14 protein-coding genes are annotated in these 17,423 nt (G+C 63.7%); 10 read left to right on the plus strand and 4 right to left on the minus strand.

Going from position 1 to position 17,423, the window contains the following annotated elements:
- Window positions 1-3 precede the first annotated feature (3 nt).
- Window positions 4-267 (minus strand): hypothetical protein, encoded by a 264-nt coding sequence (locus PTE30175_RS15155; protein ID WP_150697893.1) that lies wholly within the window; start codon window positions 265-267, stop codon window positions 4-6.
- On the opposite strand from PTE30175_RS15155, the gene PTE30175_RS15160 reads away from it, so the two are divergent.
- Genes PTE30175_RS15160 through PTE30175_RS15175 form a run of 4 tightly spaced genes read left to right on the plus strand, consistent with a single transcriptional unit; the run spans window position 266 to window position 6,900 of the window.
- On the plus strand, window positions 266-1,447 hold the full coding sequence (locus tag PTE30175_RS15160) for an efflux RND transporter periplasmic adaptor subunit (RefSeq protein ID WP_150697894.1): 1,182 nt from the start codon (window positions 266-268) through the stop codon (window positions 1,445-1,447). The two genes, PTE30175_RS15155 and PTE30175_RS15160, sit on opposite strands and share 2 nt — an antisense overlap.
- The gene (locus PTE30175_RS15165; protein WP_150697895.1) at window positions 1,444-4,656 is read left to right on the plus strand and encodes an efflux RND transporter permease subunit; all 3,213 of its coding nucleotides are present in this window, start codon (window positions 1,444-1,446) and stop codon (window positions 4,654-4,656) included. The genes PTE30175_RS15160 and PTE30175_RS15165 overlap by 4 nt, the downstream gene beginning before the upstream one ends.
- Window positions 4,653-6,182 (plus strand): efflux transporter outer membrane subunit, encoded by a 1,530-nt coding sequence (locus PTE30175_RS15170; protein ID WP_150697896.1) that lies wholly within the window; start codon window positions 4,653-4,655, stop codon window positions 6,180-6,182. Before PTE30175_RS15165 ends, PTE30175_RS15170 begins: the two co-directional genes overlap by 4 nt.
- A 58-nt stretch (window positions 6,183-6,240) precedes the next feature.
- Window positions 6,241-6,900 (plus strand): TetR/AcrR family transcriptional regulator, encoded by a 660-nt coding sequence (locus PTE30175_RS15175; protein WP_191629079.1) that lies wholly within the window; start codon window positions 6,241-6,243, stop codon window positions 6,898-6,900.
- A gap of 4 nt (window positions 6,901-6,904) precedes the next feature.
- Here the strand turns inward: PTE30175_RS15175 and PTE30175_RS15180 are convergent, their stop codons facing one another.
- Window positions 6,905-7,819, minus strand: a complete 915-nt coding sequence (locus tag PTE30175_RS15180) for a helix-turn-helix domain-containing protein (protein ID WP_224788792.1) — start codon at window positions 7,817-7,819, stop codon at window positions 6,905-6,907.
- 316 nt (window positions 7,820-8,135) lie between these two features.
- Here PTE30175_RS15180 and PTE30175_RS15185 point away from each other — a divergent pair, with 316 nt between their 5' ends.
- The gene (locus PTE30175_RS15185) at window positions 8,136-9,545 is read left to right on the plus strand and encodes a cytochrome ubiquinol oxidase subunit I (RefSeq protein ID WP_150697899.1); all 1,410 of its coding nucleotides are present in this window, start codon (window positions 8,136-8,138) and stop codon (window positions 9,543-9,545) included.
- Window positions 9,546-9,599: 54 nt separating this feature from the next.
- On the plus strand, window positions 9,600-10,598 hold the full coding sequence (gene cydB, locus PTE30175_RS15190; protein ID WP_150697900.1) for a cytochrome d ubiquinol oxidase subunit II: 999 nt from the start codon (window positions 9,600-9,602) through the stop codon (window positions 10,596-10,598).
- Between the two features lie 11 nt (window positions 10,599-10,609).
- Here cydB and PTE30175_RS15195 read toward each other — a convergent pair whose 3' ends face one another.
- Window positions 10,610-11,083 (minus strand): Lrp/AsnC family transcriptional regulator, encoded by a 474-nt coding sequence (locus tag PTE30175_RS15195; RefSeq protein ID WP_150697901.1) that lies wholly within the window; start codon window positions 11,081-11,083, stop codon window positions 10,610-10,612.
- A 310-nt stretch (window positions 11,084-11,393) separates the two neighbouring features.
- Between PTE30175_RS15195 and hppD the strand changes: the two genes are divergently transcribed.
- The 4 genes from hppD to PTE30175_RS15215 all read left to right on the plus strand — a co-directional run bounded on the left by hppD (window position 11,394) and on the right by PTE30175_RS15215 (window position 16,196).
- Window positions 11,394-12,467, plus strand: a complete 1,074-nt coding sequence (hppD, locus tag PTE30175_RS15200) for a 4-hydroxyphenylpyruvate dioxygenase (protein WP_150697902.1) — start codon at window positions 11,394-11,396, stop codon at window positions 12,465-12,467.
- A 138-nt stretch (window positions 12,468-12,605) separates the two neighbouring features.
- Window positions 12,606-13,991: an amino acid permease gene (locus tag PTE30175_RS15205; RefSeq protein WP_150697903.1), complete on the plus strand. Its 1,386-nt coding sequence runs from the start codon at window positions 12,606-12,608 to the stop codon at window positions 13,989-13,991.
- Between the two features lie 194 nt (window positions 13,992-14,185).
- The gene (locus tag PTE30175_RS15210) at window positions 14,186-15,385 is read left to right on the plus strand and encodes an amino acid aminotransferase (RefSeq protein ID WP_150697904.1); all 1,200 of its coding nucleotides are present in this window, start codon (window positions 14,186-14,188) and stop codon (window positions 15,383-15,385) included.
- A gap of 106 nt (window positions 15,386-15,491) precedes the next feature.
- Window positions 15,492-16,196, plus strand: coding sequence for a glutathione S-transferase N-terminal domain-containing protein (locus PTE30175_RS15215; RefSeq protein WP_150697905.1), 705 nt, complete (start codon window positions 15,492-15,494; stop codon window positions 16,194-16,196).
- Between the two features lie 23 nt (window positions 16,197-16,219).
- Here PTE30175_RS15215 and PTE30175_RS15220 read toward each other — a convergent pair whose 3' ends face one another.
- Window positions 16,220-17,419 carry an NAD-dependent formate dehydrogenase gene (locus tag PTE30175_RS15220; protein ID WP_150697906.1) on the minus strand — a complete coding sequence of 400 codons (1,200 nt, stop codon included), beginning with the start codon at window positions 17,417-17,419 and terminating at the stop codon, window positions 16,220-16,222.
- Between the last annotated feature and the right edge of the window lie 4 nt (window positions 17,420-17,423).

Below are 17,423 nucleotides of genomic sequence, written 5' to 3' on the forward strand. Positions count from 1 at the left end.
TTCTCACTTTCGCGGCAATAGAAGCAAAAATCCCTCGCCGCTTTCAATGTTTCTCAGAATCGACCGTTTTCCAACCGAAAAACTCACAACCGACGAGTTCTTCCCCCGTTGCACCTCACCGGCAATCCATATATCATCAGCCGTAGATTTAATTCCGGCGATGTCCGATTGAGTTGACGCCGCGCCGGTTTTCCCGTCCCGCACCGCATGACGACGGCCTCTGGCCGCACGCAGGGACCTTGCATTCTCTTTGCCAAGACGCATCATGACGCCATTCGGAAGAGAAGTTCCGCCGCGCGCACCGCGCCGGAGGCTCGGCAAGATCGCCGCTGCCGCTGCGGCCGGACTGTTGATCGGCGGCCTTGCCGCCTGCGGCAAGAAGCCGCCCCTGCCCACCGCGCCTCGCCCGGTCGTCGCTGTCGCTGCCCAGGCAGACGGTCAAATGCCGGTCGCCTCGCTGCCGGGTCAGATCGAAGCCCGCTATTCGACACCCCTGTCGTTCCGCGTCTCCGGCAAGCTCGTCGAGCGCAATGTGCGCCTGGGCGATATCGTCATAGCCGGCCAGCCCGTCGCCAGGCTCGATCCGTCCGACATCGCCAAGAACGCCGCCATCGCGCGTGCGCAACTCGACGCCGCGCAGCATCAGCTCGACTTCGCCAAGCAGCAGCTGGACCGCGACCGCGCGCAGGCCAAGGAAAACCTGATCGCGCCCGCCCAGCTCGAACAAACCGAGAACGCCTACGCCGGCGCCCTCGCCCAACGCAATCAGGCGGCACAGCAAGCCGCGCTGACAGGCGACCAACTCGGCTATGCCACGCTCAAGGCCGATCACGCTGGCGTCATCACCGCCGAACAGGCCGACACCGGCCAGAACGTCACCGCCGGCCAGCCCATCTACATGCTCGCGTGGAGCGGCGACGTCGACACGATTGTCGACGTTCCCGAAAGCGCACTCGCCGCGTTCGCCGTCGGCCAACATGCCACCGTCACACTTCCCGCACTGGCCGGCAAGCCCTTCAACGCCCGGGTGCGCGAAGTGTCGCCGGCGGCCGATCCCCAAAGCCGCACGTATCGCGCCAAGCTCACGCTTGAAGCGCCCACGACCGACATCAAACTCGGCATGACGGCCAACGTCGCGTTCACACAAACCGCACCGCAAGGCGCACAGCCCCAACAAGGCTCACAAGGCGCCACCGCCGCGTTCACCGTCCCGTCGACCGCCCTTTTCCACGACGGCAAACTGCCGGCGGTCTGGGTCGTCAAAGCCCCGGGCGACACGCTCGAACTGCGCCGCGTGCAGGTCTCGCGCTTCGGCGAGCGCACCGTCACCGTCGTCGGCGGCATCCAGGCCGGCGAGCGCATCGTCTGGCAAGGCGTTCACACCGTGACCGCCGGCGAGAAAGTCCGTGTCGTGCAGCCGCTGCACCCCGAGGACTTTGCTTCATGAGCGCGCCGCAAGAAAACGCCCTGTCGCCAAACGCGCCTGACGAGGCCAAACGCTACGAAGAGGGCAGCTTCAACCTGTCCGCATGGGCGCTGCGTCACCGCGCGCTGGTCGTCTTCCTGATCGGCATGGCGACGATCTTCGGCATCTTCGCTTACTCGCGTCTGGCACAGTCGGAAGATCCGCCCTTCACGTTCCGCGTGATGGTCATCCGCACCTTCTGGCCGGGGGCGACCGCCCAACAGGTGCAGGAACAGGTGACCGACCGCATCGCCCGCAAACTCCAGGAGATGCCGACGATCGACTTCCAGCGCAGCTACTCGCGCCCCGGAGAATCGTTACTGTTCTTCGCGATGAAGGACTCCGCGCCGCCCGGCGAAGTGCCCGAGACGTGGTATCAGGTCCGCAAGAAGGTCGGCGACATCGCCGTGACACTGCCGCCCGGCATTCAGGGCCCCTTCTTCAACGACGAATTCGGCGACGTCTACACGCACATCTACACGCTCGACGGCGACGGTTTCGGCCCCGCGCAACTGCGCAATTACGCAGATGCCTTGCGCACCGTGCTGCTGCGCGTGCCCGGTGTCGCGAAGGTCGATTACTTTGGCGACCAGGATCAGAAGATCTTCCTCGAGATCTCGAACACGCAACTCACGCGACTCGGCCTGTCGCCGCAGCAGATCGCACAGGCGGTCAACGGCCAGAATGCCGTCTCGCCCGCCGGCACGATCATGACGCCGAACGACCGCGTGTTTGTGCGTCCAGGCGGACCATTCAAGGATGTCGCCGCGTTGGCCGACACGCTGATCCGCGTCAACAATCGTACCTTCCGGCTCGGCGACATCGCCACCATCAAACGCGGCTACGTCGATCCCCCGGTCGCGCAAATGCGCTTCGCGGGCAAACCGGTGCTCGGCATCGGCATCACCATGCAGCCCGGCCGCGACGTCGTCCATCTCGGCCGCGAAGTCGAAGCCAAAATGGCGGCGTTGCGCAAGGAATTGCCCGCAGGGCTCGTGCTCACCGAAGTCTCGAGCATGTCGGAGGCTGTGTCGCAATCGGTCGACGACTTCCTCGAAGCCGTGGGCGAAGCCGTCCTCATCGTGCTGATCGTCAGTCTGCTGTCGTTGGGCGTGCGCACCGGCATGGTCGTGGTCATCTCGATTCCGATCGTGCTGGCCGTCACGGCGCTGTGCATGTACGTCTTCGACATCGGCCTGCACAAGGTCTCGCTCGGCACCTTGATTCTCGCGCTCGGCCTGCTTGTCGACGATGCGATCATCGCCGTCGAAATGATGGCGGTGAAGCTCGAGCAAGGATGGAACCGTTCGCGCGCCGCCGCCTTCGCCTATACGAGCACGGCCTTCCCGATGCTCACAGGCACCCTCGTGACCGTCGCCGGCTTCCTGCCGATCGCGCTGGCGAAGTCGAGCACCGGCGAATACACGCGCTCGATCTTCGAGGTGTCGGCCATTGCGCTGCTGGCCTCCTGGTTCGCAGCCGTCGTGCTGATTCCGCTGCTCGGCTACAAGCTGCTGCCCGAACGCAAGCGCGAAGCGCATCACGACGAGCATCATGAACACGACGTCTACGACACGAAGTTCTATAACCGCCTGCGCGTCTGGGTGACGTGGTGCATCGAGCGCCGCTTCGTCGTGCTGGCGATCACGGCCCTCCTGTTCGTTATCGCCATGGCCGGCTTCTCGCTCGTGCCGCAACAGTTCTTCCCGAGTTCGGATCGTCCGGAACTGCTCGTCGACCTCCGCCTGCAGGAAGGCGCCTCGTTTGACGCGACGTTGCGCGAGACGACACGCCTGGAGAAAGCGCTCGACGGACGCCCCGAGATCGATCACACCGTGAGCTTCGTCGGCTCAGGCGCGCCGCGCTTCTATTTGCCGCTGGATCAGCAACTGGCACAGCCGAACTTCGCGCAGTTGGTCGTAACGACGAAATCCGTCAAGGATCGCGAAGCGCTGGCCCGCTGGCTGGCGCCGAAGCTGCGGGAAGAATTCCCGTCCGTACGCACGCGTCTTTCGCGTCTGGAGAACGGGCCGCCCGTCGGCTTCCCGGTGCAGTTCCGCGTGAGCGGCGACGACATCGCCACAGTGCGCAAGTTCGCCGACCAGGTCGCGGCCGTCATGCGCGCCGACAACCGCACGTCCGACGTGCAGCTCGACTGGGACGAACCGTCGCAGCGCTCGGTCCGCTTCGAAGTCGATCAGCAGAAGGCGCGCGCGCTCGGCGTCAGCTCCGACGACATCTCGAACTTCATCGCCATGACGCTCACGGGCTACACGATCACGCAATATCGGGAGCGCGACAAACTGATCGCCGTCGATCTGCGCGCGCCGAAGGCGGAACGCGCAGATCCGTCGAAGCTGGCAACGTTGGCGATGCCAACACCGAATGGCCCTGTGCCGCTCGGCACGCTGGGTCATGTCGTCAACGAGCTGGAATACGGCGTGATCTGGGAACGTGACCGTCAACCGACCATCACCGTGCGCTCGGACGTGCGCAACGGCGCGCAGGGCATCGATGTCACGAGTGCGATCGACAAGCAGATCCAGCCGATTCGCGACACGCTGCCGGTCGGCTACCGCGTCCAGATCGGCGGGTCGGTCGAGGAAAGTGCCAAGGGCCAGTCGTCGATCATGGCACAGATGCCGATCATGATCATCGCGGTGCTGACCTTATTGATGCTCCAGTTGCAAAGCCTCGCCCGGGTGATGATGGTCGTGCTGACGGCGCCGCTCGGCATGATCGGCGTGGTCTTGACGCTACTGCTGTTCGGCAAGCCGTTCGGCTTCGTCGCGATGCTCGGCGTGATCGCCATGTTCGGGATCATCATGCGAAATTCGGTGATTCTCGTCGATCAGATCGAGCAGGACATCCGCGCCGGCCAGCCGCGTTTCGATGCGATCGTGGGGGCGACGGTGCGCCGATTCCGGCCGATCGTGCTGACGGCGGCCGCCGCCGTGCTCGCGCTGATTCCGCTGTTGCGCAGCAACTTCTTCGGACCGATGGCGACCGCCCTGATGGGCGGCATCACCAGCGCCACGATCCTGACCCTGTTCTATCTGCCCGCGCTGTACGCGGTATCGTTTCGCGTGAAGCATCACGAACGCGAAGGACATACGCCGCCCGGCAACGATCCGGCCGGGACCACCGGCGCCCCCGGGGGTGCTGCGCCAGCCAACGGAGGTGCGCAATGAGAGCCGGCTCGACACTGAATCGGCGCCGTGTACGTCCGGCCTCGCGCGCCTTGGCAAGAACGCTCGGCCTGTCACTGCCGCTGTGGCTTGCGGCCTGCGCGTTCGCGCCGAGCAGCGACGCACCGAAAATGCCGGCGCCGGCCCACTACGGCGCCCAGGCCCAGCCTGAACAGACCGTGTCCGCACAGGGGACGTCGCAACGTTTCGATGTGGGCGCAGCGCCCGTCGCCGCATGGTGGAAGGCGTATCGCTCGGATGCCCTGAATGCCCTGGTCGACGAAGGGCTGCGCAACAGTCCGTCGCTGGCGGCGGCGGACAAAAACCTGCTGGCGGCGCGCGAGCAGTTGAAGGCGCAAATCGGCGCCTCGCTGTTTCCGTCCATCGATCTCGGCGGACAGGCGACGCGCCAGCGCAATCTCGGCGTACCGACGTTCGGCCCGCCGACGGCTTTGTACAACGTGTTCGTCGGGCAGGTTCAGGCGCGCTATGCGTTCGATCTGTTCGGCGCGGCACGCTATGCGGATACGGCGCTCGCGGCGCAGGTCGACCAGCAGGCACGTCAGTTCGATGCGGCGCGCCAGGCACTCGCCGCCAATATCGTGACGGGCGCCATCGCCGCGTCGGCGCTGCATGCGCAGATCGTGGCGACGGAGCGGCTTGTGACGCTCGCCGAGACCGACGCTCGCGAGACCGAGCGGCGCGCGGTACTCGGCTCGGCCTCGCGCAGCGATGCCCTGTTGGCGCGACAGAACGCCGAGTCGATCGCCGGGTCGCTGCCCGCGATGCGGGCGCAGTGGTCGTCAACGCGCCATGCACTGGCCGTGCTGCTGGGCCGCACGCCCGACCAGGCACCGGACGATCTCGCTTTCGACACCCTCGCCGTTCCCGCATCGGTGCCGGTCGTCGTGCCCTCGACACTGCTGGCTTCGCGCCCCGACATCCAGGCGGCCGATCTGGCCTTGAAGGGCGCGGCGGCGGAGGTCGGGGCGGCGACGGCGCAGCTGTTCCCGAGCTTGTCGCTCACGGCGTCGATGGGTAAAGGCGGCTTCAACTGGACAACGGTGATGTCGAATGCGGGCTCGTTGTGGAGCGTCGGCGCGGCGATCACGCAGCCGCTTTTCCACGGCGGGGCATTGCTCGCCCAGCGGCGATCGGCCAAGGCGGCGTATGATGCAGCCGTCGAGCAATACAAGCAGACGGTGCTGACGGCATTCAAGAACGTCGCCGACACGCTGTCGTCGCTCGAGCAGGACAATGCCGCGCTCGCGCACGCCGATGCGGCCAGCCAGGCCGCGCTGGGCGTGTTCCGGGACGCCGATGCGCGCGTGCGCCACGGCGCCCTGCCGCCGTCAGCGGCGCGCGGACGCGAACAGCAGTACCTCAACGCGCATTTGAGCACGCTGCGCGCGGCGGGCTCGCGCCTGTCCGACACCGCGTTGCTGTTCTACGCAATGGGCGTGCCGCCTGCGGAGCCGCAAACGGCAAGCGAGTCACCAGCGGGGGCGAATGTTGCGCCGTCACCTTGAGTAAGCAAATGTCATGCGGCCCGGCGCACTGCGCCGGCCGCTGACTCGGGAATGGGTTGTGAAGAAAACGGATATCGAGGCGCCCGTCACGCGTGGCCGCCGCCCCAAACATATGCCGGAAGGCCGCACGGCGTTGCTCGACGCCGCGCTGAAAGTGTTCGCCCAACGGGGTTATGCCGGCGCGGACCTGCGCAGCATTGCGCGTGACGCCAAGGTCGATGCGAGCCTCGTGCGCGTGCATTTCGGGTCGAAGGAAAATCTCTGGCGCGCCTGCGTCGACATGCTCCAGGCCAGTTTGACCGAAGCCGCGGCGCGGCTCTCGGCTGTCGCCGGCGATACGGCGCTACCGGTCGTCGACCGCCTCAAGGCGGCCATCGGCGCCACCGCCGAATATACGGTGCAGCACCCCGAGCATCGCGAGTTCATCAAACAGCACGCGGCCGAGATGGGCGAGCGTGCCGAGATCGTCAGCCGGCAGCTCGTCAAGCCGATTTTCGACAGCATGGAACCGCTCATCGCAGAAGGCATTCGTGCCGGCGTGATTCGCGCGGAACATCCGGCGTTATATTTCTGTCTGCTGGTGAACGCACTGCACCCGCCCCCCGGCTGCGACGCGTTGATGAGTGTGCTGGCGCCGGAAATCGGCGGTCCCGAAAAATTCATGCCGGCGCTGCTGCAGCATGTCACGACGATCTTCGTAAACGGCCAGGACAACTAGGGCCTCAGATGTGCGCCAGTAGCAGACGCAACAGCGCCGCGCCTTCGCGGCCCTTGGCGGAGTCGGCCCACAGCCGGTCGATCATGGCGCCATACATTGTCACGGCATCCGGCGAGGTCGTAATCGTGGCGATGCCGTTTCGCAGGTTCGGCAGTTCGCCCAGACGAAACGGCGAGACGGCGACGTACGTCTGTTCGGCGGCTTCGAAGATCTGAAAGGTTTCGTTCGGCACGTGGTCGCTGACAATGCCGATCTGCACACCCAGCGTATCCGTTTCAAGAAACTCGACGATGCGCGCTACCTCGTCGCGCGCAGCCTGCCGACGCGACGCCTGCACTTCAGGCGGCAATCCGAGGCGGCCGACAAGGCCGTGATGCAGGAACTGCTCGATCTGCCGCAAGCCAATCAGGCTCGTGACGTTCGGCCGCATGCGCGAGAACGCCTGTTTGCGTTCCTGCAATATGCCGAGCACACGATCAATGGTCTGGGTCCAGTCCGCGTCCGCCAGTTGCGAGGGGATGCTCTCTTCGAGCATTTCGCGCAACCAACTATCGTAGGCGTCAGACGTCAGCAGGAACGAGATCGGGTCGAAATGCGCCACGATGCGCCCGGAACGGCTTTCGAGCTGCCGCATGCGCTCGAAATAGCTGACGGCCGAGTTGTGATACTCCACTTCCACGCCGAGCAGGTTGGCCAACGACACGTTGAACAGCGCGGCCAGGCGCTCAAGCGTATCGATCTTGACGATCTCGCCGCGCTCGAGGTTGTAGATCGCCGCACGCGAGATGGCGAGGCGCTCGGCCACGTCCTCGCTACGCAGCGCCGCCGCCATGCGATAGGCGCGCAGCCGCTCTCCGATGCTGCGGAAATTGAAGCGCGCGCCGCGTGGCGCATTCGAATTCGTCGCGAGCTGGTTCAATTCGCCCCCCCCAGGTTCAGTGGGCGAATTATACCGGCGGCATCTGTGAATCACGGCGCCGTCCGACCATCGGCCGTGCCGCGGCATTTCGCCGCAAGCGCATCTCGTCTGCGGTTGACGCAGATCGAGGCGGAGTGCAGACAGGTCAACGACTTGCAGTGTTTGGCCGCGTATCGCCATCGTCTGCCCGCGCGTGCCTGCGACCTTTCGTCACCTGCCATACGAGGTCACCAGCGTCTACGCTCCAACATGCGGGCACATCCCGGACATTGGCTTTCCCCTTGCCATGACGGCGTACCCGGCGCCCCAACACATCATGGAAACTTCATTGAAAGCCCTCGACCTGGCGCGAATCCAGTTCGCGTTCACGGTCTCGTTCCACATTGTCTTCCCCGCCCTGTCAATCGGCCTCGCCAGCTTTCTGGCCGTGCTGGAAGGGGCCTGGCTCAAAACAGGCAAACAGCACTACAAGGACCTGTTCCACTTCTGGTCGAAGATTTTCGCCGTCGCCTTCGGCATGGGTGTCGTCTCCGGCGTCGTGATGGCGTACGAGTTCGGCACCAACTGGTCCGGGTTTTCGAGCTTCGCGGGGCCGGTCACCGGGCCGTTGCTCGCCTACGAGGTCATGACCGCGTTCTTTCTTGAAGCCGGCTTTCTGGGCATCATGCTGTTCGGCTGGCATCGCGTGAGCGCGCGCGCGCACTTCGGCGCGACCTTGATGGTGGCCGTGGGCACCCTGATCTCGACGTTCTGGATTCTCGCGTCGAACAGCTGGATGCAAACGCCGCAGGGCTTCGAGATCGCCGACGGACGGGTGGTGCCGGTGTCATGGTGGGCGATCATCTTCAATCCGTCATTTCCATACCGTCTCGCCCACATGGCGATCGCGGCGTTCATCGTCGCAGGACTGGTGGTCGCCGGCACGGGCGCGTGGCATCTGCTGCGCGGGCGCCGCGATCCGGCCGTCAAGACCATGTTCTCGATGGCAATGTGGCTGCTGCTGATCCTGGCCCCCGTGCAGGCGTTCGTCGGCGATCTTCACGGCCTGAACACGCGCGAACATCAGCCGGCAAAACTCGCCGCCATCGAAGGCATCTGGGACACCGAGAAAGGCGGCACAGCGCTGAACCTCTTCGGCATCCCCGACATGGAAGCCGAGACCACGCGTTACGCATTGAAGATCCCGCGTTTGGGAAGCTTGATCCTCACGCATAGCTGGGATGGCGAGATTCGCGGTCTCAAGTCGTTTCCGAAGGAAGACCGGCCGAATTCGCTGATCGTGTTCTGGAGTTTTCGCGTGATGGCGGGTCTCGGCATGCTGACGATCGCGTTCGCCGCCATCGGCGCGTGGCTGCGCAAACGCGGACGTCTGTTCGATTCGCGCCCGTTTGCGCGCGCGATGGTCTGGATGGCGCCGACCGGCTTTCTCTCGCTGCTCGCCGGCTGGGTCACGACCGAAGCCGGCCGCCAGCCGTGGGTCGTGTACGGCGTGATGCGCACGGCGCAAGCGGTCTCGCCGCTGCACGAACAGCAGGTCGAAGTCACGCTGCTCGTATTGGTGCTTGCCTACACGCTGGTCTTCGGCACCGGCATCTATTACCTGCTGAAACTCATGCGCACCGGTCCGGCGCATCCCGACGGCCACGACACCGCGCGCCACAAGCGGCAGCAGCAAACCGCCCGCCGGCCGATGTCGGCCGCCGACGACACGATCGAGGCCGTATGAAGACGCATACACCGGTCGCCACCTTCCCCCCGGCACGCTTGGACGAGGCTTGAAATGGATGTAACACTGGCATGGGCCGCGATCATCGCGCTGGGCCTTTTCATGTATGTCGTACTCGACGGCTTCGACCTCGGTATCGGCATTCTCTTTCCATTTTTCCCCGACGAACGCGAGCGCGACGTGATGATGAACACGGTCGCCCCCGTCTGGGACGGCAACGAGACCTGGCTCGTGCTGGGCGGCGCGGGACTCTTCGCGGCGTTTCCGCTGGTCTATGCGACGGTCCTCTCTGCCCTGTACCTGCCATTGATGTTGATGCTCGTCTGCCTGATTTTTCGCGGGGTGTCGTTCGAGATCCGCGCGAAAGCGAACCGCACGCGTCCATGGTGGGATCTGGCGTTCATCGGCGGGTCGGCCGGCGCAACATTCTTTCAAGGCGTCGCGTTGGGCGCCTACCTGTCAGGCATTGACGTGCAGCACGGCCGCTTCGCCGGCGATCCCTTCGGCTGGCTGACGGCCTTCAATCTGTTCACCGGCCTCGGCCTGCTGGTCACCTACGCCTTGCTCGGCGCGTGCTGGCTGATTGCGAAGACGCAAGGCGACCTGCAGCGTCGGATCTACCGGCTCGCCTGGCCGTTGACGCTCGTGCTGCTGGGCGTGATGGCTGTGGTCAGCCTGTGGACGCCGCTGCTCGATTCGTCGATCGCCGATCGCTGGTTCAGCCGTCCGCTGTTTTACCGCTTCCTGCCGGTACCGCTGCTGGTGATCGGCCTGACGTTCGGGATGCACCGCGCGATTCTCGCCGGGCATGAACGCTCGCCGTTCGTGATCGCGCTGCTGCTCGTCTTCCTCGGCTACACGGGCCTGCTCATCAGTCTGTGGCCGTACGCGATCCTGCCCGGCGTCACATTGTGGGAGGCCGCCGCACCGCGCCCGAGCCAGGTGTTCACCCTGTGGGGCGCGGCCATCATCCTGCCGATCATTCTCGTCTACACGACGCTCGGCTACTGGGTCTTTCGAGGCAAGGTGACACACGATGCGCATTATCATTAACGCTGTGCCGCTTACAGTGATAACGGCACCGCGCTCGTGCATTTGATTTCGTCGAGGCAAACGCTCGAATTGACGCCGCTCACCCCGGGGATCCGCATCAGGGTATCGAGCAGGAAATCCGAAAGGGCCTTCAGATCGCGCGCCACGACCTTCAGCACGTAGTCGATATTGCCGGTCACGGAGAAGCACTCCTGAATCTGGGCTAATTCTGATACGAGCGACTTGAATTTCTCCAGGTCGCGGATATGCCCGCGCTCCATCGTCACCTGGATGAAGGCGACGACGTTCAGGCCGAGCGCCTGCGCGTCGAGGCGCGTCTCATACGCCTTGATGACGCCCATTTCTTCCAGGCGACGATGCCGCCGCAACGTCTGGGCCGGTGACAGCTTGATGGCCTCCGCCAACTCCAGGTTCGACACCCGTCCGTTGGCCTGCAAGACCCCCAAAAGCCGTAGGTCGATACGGTCCATCTCGATCGTATGCATTTATATTTCTCCATTGGCCGCTTGCTGGAAATTTTAACGCACATTCTAGGGTTTGCCTGTGGGCCTTATGAAATCCTATTTTGCGAGGACAAATTTACACTGGCGCCATAACAGATGCGTTCACGTACGATGCGTGCCGACAAATTCCGTAGCGACGTGTAACACTGCGCCGCTGCGGCCAGGCCGCTGATCGTGCGGGGATCACCGAGAAATTTTATTTCCCGACGCGCCGGAATGCGCGGGGCGGGAAATACCGATCCAGCGTTTGACGTCCAATAGCCGCTCCTTCCTCACATCCGCAAATACGAACATGGCCGATTTGTTTGAAAATCCGATGCAACTGATGGGCTTCGAATTCGTCGAATTCGCTTCGCCCACGCCGAATGTGCTTGAACCGTTGTTCGAGAAGATGGGCTTCCAGCTTGTTGCGCGGCACCGCTCGAAAGATGTCGTGCTGTATCGTCAGAACGACATCAATTTCATTGTCAACCGCGAGCCCCACAGCCAGGCCGCCTACTTTGCCGCCGAACACGGCCCGAGCGCCTGCGGCATGGCGTTCCGTGTGAAGGATTCGCACAAGGCCTACGCCCGCGCGCTTGCCCTGGGCGCCCAGCCCGTCGAGATTGCCACCGGCCCGATGGAGCTGCGCCTGCCGGCCATCAAGGGCATCGGCGGCGCGCCGCTGTACCTGATCGACCGCTTTGAAGACGGTAAATCGATCTATGACATCGACTTCGAATTCATCGAAGGCGTCGACCGCCGCCCGGCCGGTGTCGGTCTCAAGCTGGTCGACCACCTGACGCACAACGTCTACCGCGGCCGCATGGCCTACTGGGCGAATTTCTACGAAAAGCTGTTCAACTTCCGCGAAATCCGTTATTTCGACATCCAAGGCGAGTACACGGGCCTGACCTCGAAAGCGATGACCGCCCCCGATGGTAAAATCCGCATTCCGTTGAACGAGGAATCGTCAAAGGGCAGCGGCCAGATCGAGGAATTCCTGATGGCCTTCAACGGCGAAGGCATCCAGCACATCGCGTTCCTGACGGACAATCTGCTCGAAGTCATCGACAAGCTGCAAATGGCCGGCGTGGAACTCATGACGGCGCCCAACGAGTACTACTATCAAGGGCTCGAAAAGCGTCTGCCGGGCCACGGTCAGCCGGTCGCCGAACTTCAGGCGCGCGGGATCCTGGTCGACGGCACGACCGAAGGCGGCAAGCCACGCCTGCTGCTGCAAATTTTCTCGAAGACCCTGCTCGGCCCGGTGTTCTTCGAGTTCATCCAGCGCAAGGGCGACGACGGGTTCGGTGAAGGCAACTTCAAGGCCCTGTTCGAATCGCTCGAACGCGATCAGATCGAGCGCGGCACGCTCAAGGTCTGACCCGCAATCGCATTGCCATCCATGCGCCGTCCAGCGCCACAAGCGCCGGGCGGCGGCGGCCCAACACATTCAAACGCTTACGGGCGAGAACAGAAATGTGCGCCGATTTGACTCAAAGGTAGGGGAACAGGAATAGACATGGCAGCAACTCAAGAACACGACGAACTCAAGCGTGGCCTCAAGAATCGTCACATTCAATTGATCGCCCTCGGCGGTGCGATCGGCACCGGCCTCTTTCTCGGCATCGCACAAACCATCCAGTCGGCAGGCCCCTCGGTCCTGCTCGGCTACGCGATCGCCGGCGTGGTGGCCTTCTTCATCATGCGGCAACTCGGCGAAATGGTCGTCGACGAACCTGTCGCCGGTTCATTCAGCTACTTCGCCAACAAGTATTGCGGGCATTTCGCCGGCTTCATGTCGGGCTGGAACTACTGGGTGCTGTATATCCTCGTGAGCATGGCCGAGTTGTCAGCCGTCGGCATCTACATGCAGTACTGGTGGCCGGAACTGCCGACGTGGGTGTCTGCACTCGCGTGCTTCGTGCTCATCAATGCGATCAATCTGTCGAGCGTGAAGTCATACGGCGAGATGGAATTCTGGTTCGCCATCATCAAGGTCGTGGCGATCGTGGGCATGATCGGCTTCGGCGGCTATCTGCTGTTTTCGGGCACGGCCGGCCCCGATGCCAGCGTGTCGAACCTGTGGCGGCACGGCGGCTTCTTTCCGAACGGCGTTTCGGGACTGGTGATGGCCATGGCCGTCATCATGTTCTCGTTCGGCGGTCTGGAACTTGTCGGCATTACGGCGGCGGAAGCCGATGACCCGTCGCGCTCGATCCCGCAAGCGACCAACCAGGTCATCTACCGGATCCTGATTTTCTACGTGGGCGCGCTCGGCGTGCTGCTCTCGCTGTATCCGTGGGAAAAGGTCGCCTCCGGCGGCAGCCCGTTCGTGCTGATCTTCCACGCAATGAACAGCAATTTCGTGGCGAACGTGCTTAATCTGGTCGTGCTGACTGCGGCGCTGTCGGTCTACAACAGCGGCGTGTATTGCAACAGCCGCATGCTGTACGGCCTGGCCCGCCAAGGCAATGCGCCGCGCGCGTTGCTCAAGGTCAATGCCCGCGGCATCCCGCTCACGGCCCTCGCCGTGTCCGCGGCGGCCACCGCCACGTGCGTCGTGATCAATTACTTCATGCCCGGCAAGGCGTTCGAATTGCTGATGGGCCTCGTGGTGTCCGCGCTGATCATCAACTGGGCGATGATCAGCATCATTCACCTGAAGTTCCGTCACGACAAGCGCCGTGCGGGCAAAACGACGTTGTTCAAGAGCATTGGCTATCCGCTCACGAACTACCTGTGCCTGGCATTCCTCGCCGGCATTCTGGTCGTGATGTACCTGATCCCGGGGCTGCGCATCTCGGTGTATCTGATCCCGGTCTGGCTGGCCGTGCTCGGTGTCGGCTACTGGGTGCGCCAGAAGCGCGCCGCCGGTGTGGTGCCGGCGCAGGTGTCGGCGTCGTAATGCGTGAATCGACGGGCGGCCGGTGCCGCCCGTTGTGCTTTACGGGCGCGCTCCCGTCGGACAGTTCGGAATTCGCGCGCGGCAACGATGGCCGCACTGCCCGCCGGCCGAATCTGACGGTATCATCGTTGTCTTGGCCTAACGCCCGTTGTCGAGTTTTCCGCAAGTTCCCCCCGTTTTTGTCAGGAATTACCATGTTCGAACATATCGATGCCTATCCTGGTGACCCGATCCTCACGCTGAACGAGAATTTCCAGAAGGATCCGCGCGCCAACAAGGTCAATCTGAGTATCGGCATCTATTTCGACGACGAAGGCCGCCTGCCGGTGATGCAGGCCGTGCGCGAAGCCGAAACCGCGATGCTGGGCGAGATCGGCCCGAAGCCGTACCTGCCGATGGCGGGCCTGGCCCAATATCGCGATGCCGTGCAAGCGCTCGTCTTCGGCGCCGATGGCCCGGCGCGAGCCGACGGCCGTATCGCCACTGTGCAGACGCTGGGCGGCTCGGGTGCGCTCAAGGTCGGCGCGGATTTCATCAAGCGCTATTTCCCGGATGCCCAGGTGTGGGTGAGCGATCCGACCTGGGAAAACCACCGCTTCATCTTTGAACGCGCCGGTTTCACGGTCAATACCTATCCCTATTACGACGAAGCCACCGGCGGCCTGAAATTTGACGCCATGCTGGCCGCCATCGATGCGCTGCCCAAGCGCAGCGTCGTGCTGCTGCATGCCTGCTGCCATAACCCGACCGGTGTCGACCTGACGCAAGCGCAGTGGGAACAGCTGATCGGCGTGCTGCAAACGCGCGAGCTGCTGCCGTTCGTCGACATGGCCTACCAGGGCTTCGGCGCCGGTCTGGACGACGATGCCTTCGCGATCCGCGAACTGGCCCGCCGCGGCGTGCCGGCATTTGTCGCGAACTCGTTTTCGAAGAACTTCTCGCTGTACGGCGAGCGTTGCGGCGGCCTGTCCGTGATCTGCGATTCGGCGGAAGCCGCCGACCGCGTACTGGGCCAGCTGACCGGCTCGGTGCGTTCGAACTACAGCAATCCGCCGACGCACGGCGCGAAGATCGTCGCGAAGATCCTCACGACGCCGGCGCTGCGTCAGTCGTGGGAGGCCGAGCTGGCGTCGATGTGTGAGCGCATCGCACGCATGCGCACCACGATTCACGCAGGCTTGGCCGGCCACGTGCCGTCAGCCATGCTGGCGCGCTACGTCGACCAACGCGGCATGTTCACCTATACGGGTCTGAAGGCCGAGCAGGTCGACATCCTGCGCGAGCAGCACGGCGTCTACGTCTTGCGCTCGGGCCGCATGTGCGTGGCCGGCCTGAACGACAGCAATGTCGGACCGGTGGCCACCGCCATCGCGAAGGTGCTGGCCACGGCCTGACGGCCGATCTCGGGGACGGGGGCAAACACGCCCCCCGTTTTCCCCGCCGGCAAGAATTCGTTAACACGGTTATATTGTTCGTTCTGCACGCCAATCAGGACGCAAGATGACCGATCTGTCGACATTCGCCATTACCCGCAAATGGCCAGCGAGCCATCCCGAACGCCTTCAGCTGTACTCGCTGCCGACGCCGAACGGCGTGAAAGTCTCGATCATGCTCGAAGAGACCGGCCTGCCGTACGAACCGCATCTCGTGAGCTTCCAGACGAACGACCAGCTCTCGCCTGAATTCCGGTCGCTCAATCCGAACAACAAGATCCCGGCCATCATCGATCCGAACGGTCCCGGCGGCCAGCCGTTGCCGCTATTCGAATCGGGCGCGATCCTGTTCTACCTCGCCGAGAAGACAGGCAAATTTCTGCCGAAGGACGCCGCTGGCCGCTATGAAACGGTGCAGTGGCTGATGTTCCAGATGGGCGGCATCGGCCCGATGTTCGGCCAGGTCGGCTTCTTTCACAAGTTCGCCGGCAAGGATTACGAAGACAAACGTCCGCGCGACCGGTACATCGACGAATCGAAGCGTTTGCTGAAAGTGCTCAACGATCGTCTGGCCGAGCGCGAGTGGATCCTCGGCGACGAATACACGATCGCCGACATCGCCACGTTCCCGTGGGTGCGCAACCTGATCGGCTTCTACGAAGCCGGCGATCTCGTCGGCATTCAGGACTTCGCGCATGTGACGCGCGCGCTGGACGCATTCGTCAAGCGTCCGGCCGTCCAGCGCGGTCTCGAAATCCCGAAGCGCGGCTGAGTTCGCCGCGCCCCGGGGAGCGCTCATTTCTTGAAACGGGCCGCCTCTTCCGAGCCGCCTGTGGCATTGCCGGCGCTGTAGGAGTGCGCCCCGACCCCCGCGAGCTTGCCGTTTTGCACGATCAGATACTCGTTGCGGATCGGTCGATTCTCGAAGTAGCACTCGAGAATCTCTCGCGTGCCGGCAGCATAACGTGTCTGCGCGGACAGGCTGGTACCGGAGATATGGGGCGTCATCCCGTGATGGGGCATGTGACGCCACGGGTGGTCGGCCGGCGCCGGCTGCGGGAACCAGACGTCGCCGCCATAGCCCGCGAGTTGCCCCGATTCAAGCGCGGCCGCGATGGCGTCGCGATCGCACAACTTGCCGCGTGCCGTGTTGATCAGATAGGCGCCACGCTTGAAGTGCTTGAGCGAATCGGCGTTGATCATGTGCTCGGTTTCGGGATGGAGCGGGCAGTTCAGCGTAACGACATCGCACACCTTGGCCAGGCTTTCGAGGCTGCTGTGATGCGTGAGGCCCAGTTCCGCTTCGACGGACGCCGGCAAACGGTGCCGATCCAGATAGTGCAGCTTCGTGCCGAACGGCTTGAGCAGGCGCAGCACGCGCAAGCCGATGCGCCCAGCGGCCACGGTACCGACGTGCATGCCCTCGAGGTCGTAGGAGCGCGATACGCAATCGGCAATGTTCCAGCCGCCCTTGAGCACCCACTGGTTCGACGGCAGATAGTTGCGCACCAGCGCCAGCGTCGTCATCAGCACGTGCTCAGCCACGCTGTTGCTGTTGCAGTACGTGACTTCGGCCACGGTGACGCCGTGGTCCATGGCGGCCTGAAGATCAGTGTGGTCCGAGCCGATGCCGGCCGTCACGATCATCTTCAGGCGCTTGGCCTTCTTGATGCGCTCGGCCGTCATGTAGGCAGGCCAGAACGGCTGCGAGATGACGATTTCCGCATCATGCAGCTCGCGGTCGAGCACGCTGTTGTCCCCGTCCTTGCTCGACGTCACCACGAGCTGGTGGCCGTTCGATTCCAGATACTTGCGCAGGCCCAATTCGCCCGACACGCTGCCAAGCAGCGTGCCCGGCTGAAAGTCGATCGCGCGCGGCGTCGGCAGCGACTGCCCGTCAGGGTAGGCTTCGAGGACCGGCAGGTCGTCGCGCGCATAGGTCTTGGGGTATCCGGTGACGGGGTCATCGTAAAGCACACAAACGATCTTGGCCATGCTG

Origin of the sequence: Pandoraea terrae, from assembly GCF_902459695.1 — a bacterium.
GTDB classification, from domain to species: Bacteria; Pseudomonadota; Gammaproteobacteria; order Burkholderiales; family Burkholderiaceae; genus Pandoraea; species Pandoraea terrae.